An 11507-nucleotide genomic window follows, 5' to 3' on the forward strand; every position below is an offset into this window, starting at 1 on the left:
CCCGGCATCGCTGGTGGCCACCACTGGGCAGATCTCGTGACCGCCAGCGGGCAGTTTTCATGACCGCCACTGGGCAGTTCCCCATGTCCCTTGACAGTCTTCCGGACCGCAAACTGGATCCCGGACTGACCGCAGCTTGACCGCGGCACCGGTGAACCGGGTGCGCTGGCAATTCGTGTCATCAGTGGGAGGTAAAGCACATGCCCGCTGCCACCGCGGTAATCACCGGCGCGGCGACCCCGGAAGACACCCTGATGAAGGCGCTCTACGACGAGCACGCCGCCGTGCTGTGGCGTTATGTCCTGCGATTGACCGGGGACCGCGACCGAGCTGAAGACGTCGTCCAGGAAACGCTGCTGCGGGCCTGGCAGCATCCGGAGGTCGGCGGGAGCACCGCCCGCGCCTGGCTTTTCACCGTCGCCCGCAACCTGGTCATCGACTTCACCCGTAGCGCACGGGCGCGCCATGAAGTTTCTTCGCTGGACAGGGCGCCCGAGCGAGCGGGCCCGGACGAGGTCGATGCGACATTGGACCGAATGCTGATCGCCGACGCGGTCGGGCGGCTGTCGGCCGACCATCGCGCGGTGATCTGCCGGTCGTATTACCGGGGCTGGAGCACCGCCCGGATCGCCGCCGATCTCGGGATCGCCGAGGGCACCGTGAAGTCGCGGCTGCACTACGCGATGCAGGCGCTGCGGCTCGGATTGCAGGAACTGGGGGTGACTCGATGAGCCCGAGGTGGGAGCCCGAATTTGTCCACAAATACCAGATGTGGGACGCCGCCTACGTGCTGGGGTCCCTGTCTTCGACCGATCGGCGGGAATTCGAGTTGCACCTGGCTGAGTGTGCATCGTGCCGTCAGGCAGTCACCGATCTCAGTGGCGTGCCAGCTCTGCTGTCGCAGCTCGACCACGATGTGTTGGGGTCCTTCGACGAGCCCGTCGACGCCCCTGAAGCGCAGGCAGCGCAGGCACTACCCGCGCAGCTGCTGCCGTCGCTGTTGACGACGGTGCACCGGCAGCGACTTCGGTGGCGCCGGGCGCACCTGGCCTGGATAGGCACCGCTGCCGCGGCGGTGGTGCTGGCGATCGGGGTGCTCGTCGGCGTCACCGGCCACCCCCTGCCGACCAGTCCCCCGCCGCAGGTGAGTGTCGCGGCGCTGCCGATGGCCCAGGTGCACACCGCGCTGCTGGCGTCGACCGTCTCGCTGAGCGATGAGAGCTGGGGGACACTCATCGAGTTGCGCTGCGTGTGCCTGGCGCCGGCCGACGCCCCGCACGACACGTTGGCGATGGTCGTGGTGGGACGCGACGGAAGCCGTAGCAGGCTGGCGAGCTGGGTGGCGCACCCCGGACATACGGCGCTGCCCACCGGCAGCACGTCACTGCCGGCCAATCAGATCGCATCCGTTGAGGTGGTGTCCGCGGACAGCGGCGACGTGCTGTTGCAGCGCACGCTGTAGATCAGCGCGCCAGGGTGCGCACCACCCCGCCGAACGCACTGGGCAGCGTGGCACATGCGGGAACGATGGCTCGGCGGGCTGTTCGGGCTGCGCTGGCCAGCACCAGCGCCCGGGTCAGCAGGCGGTAATCGCGCGTGATCGCCCGCCACGCCCGTTCGTAGGACGCCGGACTGTCCTCGACGATGGCGCCCACCGCCGCAGCGGCTTGTTTGACGGCTAAGCTGACACCTTCGCCGGTCAACGCATCCTCGTAGCCAGCCGCGTCACCTACCAGCAGCACCCGGCCGGCGACGCGGCGCGAGACGACCTGTCGCATCGGCCCACAGCCGCGGGCCGGCCCCCGGTCGCAAGCCTGCAGGCGTTGCGCCAGCCATGGGAACCAGGCCAGGTCGGGGCGGTGCCGGGACAGCAGGGCCACGCCGACCAGATCCGGTCGCACCGGGGTCACATATGCTTCGCCCCACCGCGACCAGTGCACCTCGACGAACTCAGACCACGGCGGCACCGTGTAGTGACAGCGCACTCCGTAGCGCCGGGGAGTTCCGGCTACCGCCTGGATTCCCACCGCGCGGCGGACCGCGGAATGCAGTCCGTCCGCACCGATCAACCACTTGGCGCGAATCCCGGCGGCCATCACCCCGCGCCCATCCTGGTCGACGTGGCCGATCCGCGTCGCGATCCACTGGGCGCCTTCGGCTTTCGCACGTTCAGCGAGGGCGGCATGCAATGTGGTGCGGCGCACCCCCTGCCCCCGGCCGTCGGCGAAACGAGCTTCGGCCCGGTGCCGCTCACCCACGTAGGCGATGCCCGCCAGCGGCATCCCGGCCGGGTCTACCCCGAGCGCCGCCAGCTCGGCCAGGCCGCCGGGCATCAGGCCCTCACCGCACGCTTTGTCGACCGGCCCGGACCGCGGTTCGGCCACGATCACCGAAAGTCCCTGCCGGCGTGCGTATAACGCTGCGGCGAGCCCGCCTGGGCCGCCGCCGACGACGAGCAAGTCGGCGTCGTAGCTCGTCATGCGTATCCCAACGCAGCGTTTTCCACCCGAAGGCGGACCGCCAGGATCAGCGCGTTGGCCACGGTGAAGCCGATCGCGGTCAGCCAGGCCGTGTGCACCAACGGCAGCGCCAGTCCCTCGGCCGTCACGGCCACGTAGTTGGGGTGGTTCAGCCACCGGTACGGGCCACGTCGGATCAGGGAGGCCTGCGGGATCACGATCACCCGGGTGTTCCACCGCCGGCCCAGCGTTGTGATGCACCACCATCGCAGCGCTTGGCTTGCCGCCACCACCGCCAGCATCGGCCAACCCAGCCAGCCGATGAAATCACGGTGGGCCGCCCAGACCTCGGCCAGGCATCCGGCCAGCAATCCGGCGTGGACGCCAACCAGCGCCGGATAGTGGCTGCGCCCGAGTTCCACACCACCGTGGGCGACAGACCATCGAGTGTTGCGCCGCGCCACTGCCAGCTCGGCCAGCCGCTCGATCCCGACCGCAATGACCAGCAGGGTGTACATGGCTACCAGCGCAGCAGGACGAGTTCGGAGCAGAAGGCCGGCCCCATCGCGATCATCAGACCGATCGATCCGGGGGGCGGTGGATCGGCCATGGTGTCGCGAAGCACGTCGAGCACCGACACCGACGACATGTTTCCGTTGTCCCGCAATGAAATTCGGGTACGGTCCAGCGCATCGGCGGGCAGGTCCAGCCCGTTATCGACGGCCTCGATCACTTTCGGTCCGCCGGGGTGGCAGATCCACCTGGCCACGTCTTCGGTGACCAGCCCGTGGTCGGCGAGGAATTGGCGGACGTCTTCGGCGAGGTACTTCTCGGCGACGGTCGCCACGTCCACGGACAGGATGATCCGGAACCCGTCGGCGCCGATGTGCCATCCCATGACGTCCTCGGTGTCGGGGTAGAGGTGGCTGCGGCTGGCCAGCACCGTTGGCACTGTCGGCCCCGCCGGCGTGCGGTCGGCGCCGGTTGCGACGACGGCGGCAGCACCGTCGCCAAAGAGGCTGGACGCCACCAGATTGGCGACCGAACGGTCGTCACGCTGAATGGTCAACGAGCACAGTTCAACCGCGAGCAGTGCGGCGACGTGGCCGGGGAAGGCGCGCAGATAGTCGTGCATGCGGGCCACGCCGGCGGCACCGGCGACACAGCCCAGCCCGAACAGCGGCACGCGCTTGACGTCGGGCCGCAGTCCGACGCGTGTCGCCAGCCGCGCTTCCAGGGTCGGCACCGCAAGCCCGGTGACCGTCGTCGAGAACACGATGTCGATCTCACCCGGATCGATCCCGGCGGTGTCCAGCGCCGACCGCAGCGCCCGCTCACCAAGCTCGAGCGCCACCTCCAGGTAGACACGGTTGGCTTCGGTGAAACCGTTCAGCTTCGGGTAGCGCCACAGCGGTAGCGCGAGCCGGCGGGTAACCACTCCACTGCTGGCGGCGAACCGTCGAAACTCCGAGCCGGCGAAATTGGCCAGTGCCGTCGTCGTTTCGTCTTGGCTGTATCGGTGCGGCGGGAGCGCTACCGTGACGGCGGCGATGGCGGGGGGCGAGTTGTTCACATTGGGGGTACGGCATTGCCGGCTCACCGGTTCACCGGTTCGGGCCGGCCGCGAACCGAATGAACCATCTGCCCGCCGATTTCGTCAGTAACAGGAAGGGCACGAAGGGATTGTCAAGCCGGCACCGACATCGAACCGAAGGATCCGATATGTTGCGGGGGATCGCTCGAGTTGCCCTCGTCGCGCCCCGGCGGATGGTCGCCGCCGCTCTCCTGGTCCTGATCGGGTCGGCTATCTTCGGCGCCCCGGTGGCCGGCAGGCTGGCAGCGGGTGGGTTTCAAGCTCCGGCGTCGGAGTCGGCCCGAGCGGCCCAGGTGTTGATCGACAAGTTCGGCCACAGCGACCAGCAGATGCTGATCACGGTGACCGCCCCCGACGGTGCAACGGGCGGCCGAGCCCGCGTGGTGGGCACCGACATCGTCGCCCACCTGCAGGCCTCGCCGTGGGTGTACCGGGTGTCCTCGGCCTGGACCGGGTCACCCGGGCTGGTGAGCACCGACGGCAAAACCGGCCTGATCGTCGCCGAGCTGAAGGGCGGCGAGAATAACGCCCAGCATTACGCCAAGTCGCTGGCCGACGAACTGGTGCATGACCGCGACGGCGTCACCGTCGCAGCCGGCGGCGGTGCGGTGATGTATGCACAGATCAATCAGCAGAACCAACACGACCTGCTGCTGATGGAATCGATCGCGATCCCGCTGAGCTTCATCGTGCTGGTCTGGGTGTTCGGCGGCTTGCTGGCGGCAGCGCTGCCGCTGGCGGTGGGTGCGTGCGCGATCGTCGGGTCGATGGCGATGCTGCGGTTGATCACGTTGTCCACCGACGTGTCGATCTTCGCGCTCAACCTGACCACCGCGATGGGCCTGGCCCTGGCGATCGACTACACCCTGTTGATCATCAGCCGCTACCGCGACGAGCTGGCCGGCGGTGCGGCGGCCGACGATGCGCTCGTCACCGCCATGACCACCGCGGGCCGCACGGTGTTGTTTTCGGCGACCACCGTCGCGTTGTCGATGGCAGTCATGGTGGGCTTCCCGATGTACTTCCTGAAGTCCTTCGCCTACGCCGGGGTCGCCACCGTGGTGGTCGTCGCCATAGCGGCCGTTGTGGTGACACCCGCGGTCATCGTGCTGCTCGGCGCACGACTCGACTCCCTGGATGTGCGCCGGCTGGTCCGCCGGGTGCTGGGGCGCGCCGAACCCGCGCCCAAACCGGTCGAGCGGCTGTTCTGGTACCGCTCGGCGACCGCGGTGATGCGCCGCGCGGTGCCGATCGGCCTGGCCGGTGTCGCAGTGTTAGCGCTGCTGGGGTCGCCGTTTCTCGGGGTCAAGTGGGGTTTCCCCGACGATCGGGCGCTACCTCGCTCGGCGTCGGCGCATCAGGTCGGCGACCGGCTGCGCAGCGGTTTCACCGACGACTCGGCCACCACGGTCACTGCGGTCGTCGCCGATGCCAGCAGTCTCCGCCCGACCGATCTCGAACGTGTCGCCGCAGCGCTGTCAGCAGTGCCGAACGTGTCGGCCGTGACCGCCCCGACCGGGACGTTTGTCGGTGGAAGCCGGGTGGGGCCGCCGGCGACCCCGACCGGGCTGGCCGACGGCAGCGCGTTCTTCACAATCGCCAGCACCGCACCGCTGTTCTCCCAAGCCTCCGACACCCAGCTCGACCGGCTGCACCAGGCCGCCAGCGCGGCCGGCCAGCCGGTTCAACTGGCCGGGGTGGCGCAGACCAACCGCGACAGCGTAGCCGCCATCACCTCACGGTTACCGCTGGTGCTGGGGTTGATCGCGGCAATCACGTTCGTGCTGCTGTTTTTGCTGACCGGCAGTGTGGTGTTGCCGGTGAAAGCGCTCGCTCTCAACGTGCTGTCGTTGACGGCAGCCTTCGGGGCGTTGGTGTGGATCTTCCAGGACGGCCATCTCGGCGCACTGGGAACGACGCCGACCGGGACCCTGGTCGCCAACATGCCGGTGCTGTTGTTTTGCATCGCGTTCGGGTTGTCGATGGACTACGAGGTGTTCCTGATCGCCCGGATCCGGGAATACTGGCTGGCCTCCGACCGCACCCAAGCCGACAACGACGCCAGCGTCGCACTCGGGCTGGCCCGCACCGGCCGGGTGATCACCGCCGCCGCCCTGGTGATGTCGATCTCGTTTGCCGCGCTGATCGCCGCGCAGGTGTCTTTCATTCGCATGTTCGGCGTCGGGCTCACGCTGGCCGTACTGGCAGACGCCACCCTGGTGCGGACGGTTCTGGTGCCTGCGTTCATGCATCTTCTGGGCCGGACGAACTGGTGGGCACCCAGCTCGCTGACCCGGCTGCACGAACGGTTCGGCATCAGTGAGGACAGCAAGCGCACGCCGTCGCCAACCGAACGCGGGCGGCACCGCGCGTCTCGGCGCGGGTCGTCAGGAACGCCATACCGGTTCCACGGCCGCCACCGCGTCGCGGACGGTCGCGCCCAGGCTGCGCTCGTCGGCGATGTCGATGCCGACGAGTTTTCTGCTCAACGTCGCGACCACGTCCTCGGCCTGCGGGACGGGGCCGTCCAGTGACGGCCGGTACACCTCGACGATCAGCAACTGATGCTCGATGCGAAATGAGAACCTACGGCCATTACCAGCCAGGCCGAACCCACTGGCGAAGGCCCCGGTCGACATGTCTTCGATGACAAACTCATCAGCAGCCAGCGGCCGGTCCTCGGTGGCGATCATGCAACGCAGAGTAGCTTCTCGACGTCTTAGAATGTGCGAAACGCGCCAGAAGTCGGCTGAATCGCTTTCCTGAAAAGCACGTTTCATCCCCACTTCGCCGACCGTCGACAAAAGGCGGACCGTTGCCACCCTTGTCACAGCAGCACAAACTCGCAGCACACGCAGATCAGCCGCAGCTACCCGGCCCGCTGGCCAAGCTGGTGTTTTCGCTGCTCTCGCTGCTCTCGCTGCTCATGACCGCGGGGTGTGCGTCAAACCCGATCACTGCCCCGCGACCGACGATCGCCCCCGCTGCGCCCGCCGCTTCGCCGCCGCTATCGCATTCACCGGCCGGCGTCGTGCGGCCGTTGGGCGGGCAGCCGACCGCAGCGACCTTCGACGCGGGCACTTCACAGCTGGTGGTGCTCTCCCCCGGCGCCGATCCGCAGACGTCGGCCACGGTGACGGTGTTAGGAGCCGGCAACGGCCCGGGACGCGCCATCGCACTGCCGGGCGCGGCAACCGCGCTCGCCGGTGACGGCCGGGGTAGCGCCTACCTGTCTGCGCATGGCGGTTATTTCATCGTCGACCTGGCAACTGGCCGTGTCCGCCGGGTCGGCGTCAACGGCCCGGCCGATACCGAGTTCACCGCGATCGCACGTCGCGCCGACGGCACAATGGTGCTGGGCAGCGCCGATGGCGCCGTCTACACACTGGCCCCCGAAACCGCGGGCGAAGACGCCGTCGCGGCCCGGGCCAATACCTCGAGTCGCGTTGATTCGATTGTGACACAGGGGGATACAGCAGTAGTGCTGGATCGTCGTCAAACCTCGGTGATTACGGTCGGCCCGGACGGCAAGCCTCGGTACGCACTGCGCGCCGGCCGCGGCGCCACCACCCTGGCGGCCGATCCACACGGTCTGGTGTTGGCTGCGGACACCCGCGGCGGCCAGTTGCTGGTGTACGGCGTGGACCCGCTGATGCTGCGGCAGGCCTACCCGGTGGCCGACGCTCCCTACGGCCTGGCTGGCTCCAGTCAGCTGGCCTGGGTCTCGCAGACCGGGACGAACACTGTTATCGGTTTCGATCTTGCCACCGGCACACCGGTGGAAAAGGTACGGTATCCAACCGTGCGGCAACCCAACGCGCTGGCCTTCGATGACGCGTCGGGCACCCTGTATGTCGTGTCCGGGGTAGGTGACGGAGTCCAGGTCGTCGAGCACGCGGCGGGCCGGCATTGACCGCGGCGCGCCCTCGCCGGCTCCCGGCAGACTGGGGCACCGAGATGTCCGACGAATACGAGTGGGTGCCGCTGCGGCTGCCACCGGAGATCACCCAGATCACCGCGTCCACCCGGTTGTCCATCGAAGCGGAGTACCGCGGTTGGGAACTGACCCGGGTACGGCTCTACAACGACGGAAGCAGACGGGTGTTGTTGCGCCGAAAGAAGTCCCATCGGAATGGGCCCGCCGTTGAGTTGATCGACCAGCCGGGGTTTTAGCTGATGGGCGCATACGGCGTGCTGCGCCGGGCGCTGTTTTTGCTGCCCCCCGAACGCTCCCACACCCTGGGAGCCGCGGCACTGCGCGCCGCCACCGCTTCCGCGCCGCTGCGCCGCCGCCTGCACCGGGCGCTGGCACCCACCGACCCGGTGCTGGCCAGCACCGTATTCGGGGTGAACTTTCCCGGGCCACTCGGGCTGGCCGCCGGGTTCGACAAGGACGGCGCCGGGCTGCGCGCCTGGGGTGCGCTGGGCTTCGGCTACGCCGAGGTCGGCACCGTCACCGCCACCCCGCAACCGGGCAACCCCAGACCACGGCTGTTCCGGTTGCCCGCTGACCGGGCACTGCTGAACCGGATGGGGTTCAACAACCGCGGAGCCGGTGCGCTGGCGGCACGACTGGCCCGGCACCACCCGTGCGTGCCGATCGGGGTCAACATCGGCAGGAACAAAACCACCCCACCCGCGCACGCGGTCGACGATTACCGCACCAGCGCTCGACTGCTCGGCCCGCTGGCCGACTATCTGGTCGTCAACGTCAGCTCACCGAACACGCCGGGACTGCGCGACCTGCAGGCGGTGGAACGGTTGAGACCGATCCTGTCCGCGGTGCGAGCCGAGACCGCGACCCCGGTGCTGGTGAAGATCGCGCCCGACCTGACCGGCCCCGATATCGACGCCATCGCCGATCTGGCCGTCGAGTTGGGCCTGACCGGCATCGTCGCCACCAACACCACGGCAGCACGCGACGGACTGGCCACCCGCGATGTGGACCGGTTCGGCGACGGCGGCATCTCCGGCCCGCCGGTGGCCCGCCGGGCGCTTGAGGTGCTGCGTCAGCTGTACGCCCGGGCCGGTGGCACGTTGGTCCTGATCAGCGTCGGCGGGATCGAAACCGCCGACGACGCCTGGGAGCGCATCACCGCAGGCGCGGCCTTGCTGCAGGGCTACACCGGCTTCGTCTACGGCGGCGTCCTGTGGGCCAAACACATTCACGACGGTCTTGCCCGCCGATTGCACGACGGCGGGTTCGCGTCGCTGGCCGACGCGGTGGGTTCGGCCGCCCCCTAGGACGGGGCTCGGCCGCCCCCTAGCGCGAGCATGCGCATAATCGCACGATCCAGGCCGCAGAAATGCGATTTTCTGCATGCTCGCGGTGGCCGATGGGGGCGCTACCGCTGCTCGTAGGTGCCGAAGATGACCGCACGGGCAATCGCGGTCATGAACAGGTTGAACCCGAGAAACGCCGGACTGGCGTCTTCGGGCAGGTCCAGTTTCTCGACCTTGACCGCGTGCACGGCAATGTAGTAGCGATGCGGACCGTGACCGGCGGGCGGCGCGGCACCGACGTAGCGGCGCATACCGGCGTCGTTGACCAGTGTCAGCGCGTTTCCCGGCAGCAGACTGCCGTCGCCGGCGCCCTCCGGCAGCTCGGTGACGGTGGCCGGCAGGTTGGCCACCGCCCAGTGCCAGAACCCGGACAGGGTCGGGGCGTCAGGGTCGTAGACGGTGACGGCGAAACTGCGTGTCTCCTCCGGGAATCCCGACCAACTCAGCTGGGGGCTGAGATCCTTGCCACCGGCGCCCATGATGCCGCTGATCTGGGCGCTGGCCAGCGGCTGCCCGTTGGTGACCGACGCCGAGGTCAGCCGGAACGACGGCAGCTTCGGCAGCTCGTCGTACGGGTTGGGGCGCGCGATCGAGGTCTGACCGGCATACGGGTCGGGGGGTGTGCTCATTGTCGGTCCTCTCGTCGTGGCAGTGGGGCAACTGGTTCAACAGTGTGTCAAGAAGTGTTGCAGCACCCTGGTGCCGAACTTCAGCGCGTCGGCGGGCACCCGCTCGTCGACACCATGAAAAAGCGCAGCAAAATCGAGTTCCGGCGGCAGCCGCAGCGGGGTGAAGCCAAAGCAGCGAATACCTAAACGGGCAAATGCTTTCGCGTCGGTTCCACCGGACAACATATAAGGGACAGTACGGGCGTCGGGATCTTGGGCCAACAGCGCGGCATTCATCGCATCGACCAGGTCGCCGTCGAAACTGGTTTCGTAGGGTGGCAGGTCGGCAATCCATTCCCGAGTCACCTCCGGACCGATCAGCCCGTCGACCTCGGCCTCGAATGCGGCCTTCCGGCCGGGCAGCACCCGGCAGTCGAGCACCGCCTCCGCCGCCGCGGGGATGACGTTGGCTTTGTAGCCGGCGCGCAGCATCGTCGGGGTGGCGGTGTCGCGCAAGGTAGCGTTGACCATCCGGGCGATCGACCCCAGCTTCTCCACCATCCCTTCCAGGTCCGGTGAATCGAGGTCGATGGTCTGTCCGGTCTCGTCGCTGACCGCCGCCAGAAACTGGACCACGGCGTCGGTCAGCACCAGCGGAAACCGGTGGCTGCCCAGCCGTGCGACCGCCTGCGCGACGACGGTGACGGCGTTGTCGTGGTTGATCATCGAGCCGTGCCCGGCGCGGCCGTGGGCGGTCAACCGCATCCAGCACAGGCCCTTCTCCGCGGTTTCGATCAGGTAGAGCCGACGCGCACCGCCGTCGCGGCGCGGCACCGTCAGCGAAAAGCCGCCGACCTCGCCGATCGCTTCTGTGACTCCAGTGAACAGATCGGGACGGTGATCGACCAGCCAGTGCGCGCCGTAGCGGCCGCCGGCCTCTTCGTCGGCGACGAAGGCGAACATCAGCTCGCGGGGTGGCACGGTGCCGGTCGCCGACAGGTGCCGGGCCACCGCGACCATCATGCCGACCATGTTCTTCATGTCGACCGCGCCGCGGCCCCACACGTAGCCGTCTTCGACCGCACCGGAGAACGGGTGCACGCTCCAGTCAGCAGGCTCAGCCGGTACGACATCCAGGTGGCCGTGGATCAGCAGCGCGCCGCGGGACGCGTCGGCGCCGGCCAGCCGGGCGAACACGTTGCCCCGCCCCGGCGCACCGGACTCGACGTATTCGGTTCGGTAGCCGGCCTCTTCGAGCTTGGCGGCGACCCAGCGGGCACACTCGGCCTCCCCCTTGGTGGTGTCTGCCTCGCCGGTATTGGTGGTGTCGAACCGGATCAGGGTGCTGACGATGTCCACCACTTCGTCGGCTGGATCGACCCTGAGTGCCACAGTCACCCTTCCTACCACTTCCTACCGCCGGCACCGCGCACCGTGCTTGGCGTGCTTGCAGGTTTGGGTCGCCGCGCCCGAATCCGATAGCCTTAGCTGCTCGACGCTTGAGCGTTGGTCCGAGTGGCGGAATGGCAGACGCGCTAGCTTGAGGTGCTAGTGCCCTATTAC

11 protein-coding genes are annotated in these 11507 nt (G+C 68.4%); 6 read left to right on the forward strand and 5 right to left on the reverse strand.

Annotated elements, in window-relative coordinates; all coding sequences use genetic code 11:
* The first annotated feature begins 200 nt into the window (after window positions 1-200).
* On the forward strand, window positions 201-731 hold the full coding sequence (locus AC2VOP_RS05735; protein WP_486960054.1) for a sigma-70 family RNA polymerase sigma factor: 531 nt from the start codon (window positions 201-203) through the stop codon (window positions 729-731).
* Window positions 728-1462 (forward strand): zf-HC2 domain-containing protein, encoded by a 735-nt coding sequence (locus AC2VOP_RS05740; protein ID WP_486960055.1) that lies wholly within the window; start codon window positions 728-730, stop codon window positions 1460-1462. Before AC2VOP_RS05735 ends, AC2VOP_RS05740 begins: the two co-directional genes overlap by 4 nt.
* A gap of 1 nt (window position 1463) precedes the next feature.
* On the opposite strand, the gene AC2VOP_RS05745 is transcribed toward AC2VOP_RS05740, so the two are convergent.
* From AC2VOP_RS05745 to AC2VOP_RS05755, 3 genes are read right to left on the reverse strand one after another with little or no spacing between them, the layout of a single operon-like run.
* Window positions 1464-2480: an NAD(P)/FAD-dependent oxidoreductase gene (locus tag AC2VOP_RS05745; protein WP_486960056.1), complete on the reverse strand. Its 1017-nt coding sequence runs from the start codon at window positions 2478-2480 to the stop codon at window positions 1464-1466.
* A complete protein-coding gene (locus AC2VOP_RS05750; RefSeq protein ID WP_486960057.1) occupies window positions 2477-2977 on the reverse strand; it encodes an isoprenylcysteine carboxyl methyltransferase family protein in 501 nt (166 codons plus the stop codon). Before AC2VOP_RS05750 ends, AC2VOP_RS05745 begins: the two co-directional genes overlap by 4 nt.
* A gap of 2 nt (window positions 2978-2979) precedes the next feature.
* Window positions 2980-4032 (reverse strand): type III polyketide synthase, encoded by a 1053-nt coding sequence (locus AC2VOP_RS05755; protein ID WP_486960058.1) that lies wholly within the window; start codon window positions 4030-4032, stop codon window positions 2980-2982.
* A gap of 149 nt (window positions 4033-4181) precedes the next feature.
* On the opposite strand from AC2VOP_RS05755, the gene AC2VOP_RS05760 reads away from it, so the two are divergent.
* From AC2VOP_RS05760 to AC2VOP_RS05775, 4 genes are all read left to right on the forward strand, one after another.
* Complete coding sequence (locus AC2VOP_RS05760; protein WP_486960059.1) at window positions 4182-6587, forward strand: MMPL family transporter; 2406 nt, start codon at window positions 4182-4184, stop codon at window positions 6585-6587.
* A gap of 392 nt (window positions 6588-6979) precedes the next feature.
* Window positions 6980-7966, forward strand: a complete 987-nt coding sequence (locus AC2VOP_RS05765) for a YncE family protein (protein WP_486960064.1) — start codon at window positions 6980-6982, stop codon at window positions 7964-7966.
* Window positions 7963-8226 carry a DUF5703 family protein gene (locus tag AC2VOP_RS05770; RefSeq protein ID WP_486960060.1) on the forward strand — a complete coding sequence of 88 codons (264 nt, stop codon included), beginning with the start codon at window positions 7963-7965 and terminating at the stop codon, window positions 8224-8226. The genes AC2VOP_RS05765 and AC2VOP_RS05770 overlap by 4 nt, the downstream gene beginning before the upstream one ends.
* A 3-nt stretch (window positions 8227-8229) precedes the next feature.
* The gene (locus AC2VOP_RS05775; protein WP_486960061.1) at window positions 8230-9297 is read left to right on the forward strand and encodes a quinone-dependent dihydroorotate dehydrogenase; all 1068 of its coding nucleotides are present in this window, start codon (window positions 8230-8232) and stop codon (window positions 9295-9297) included.
* A 101-nt stretch (window positions 9298-9398) separates the two neighbouring features.
* Here the strand turns inward: AC2VOP_RS05775 and AC2VOP_RS05780 are convergent, their stop codons facing one another.
* A complete protein-coding gene (locus tag AC2VOP_RS05780) occupies window positions 9399-9965 on the reverse strand; it encodes a YbhB/YbcL family Raf kinase inhibitor-like protein (RefSeq protein ID WP_486960062.1) in 567 nt (188 codons plus the stop codon).
* A 36-nt stretch (window positions 9966-10001) separates the two neighbouring features.
* Entirely contained in the window at window positions 10002-11342 is a 1341-nt protein-coding gene (locus tag AC2VOP_RS05785) for a M20/M25/M40 family metallo-hydrolase (RefSeq protein WP_486960063.1), read from the reverse strand.
* Window positions 11343-11507 lie beyond the last annotated feature (165 nt).

Source organism: Mycobacterium sp. TH-M106 (assembly GCF_057473765.1).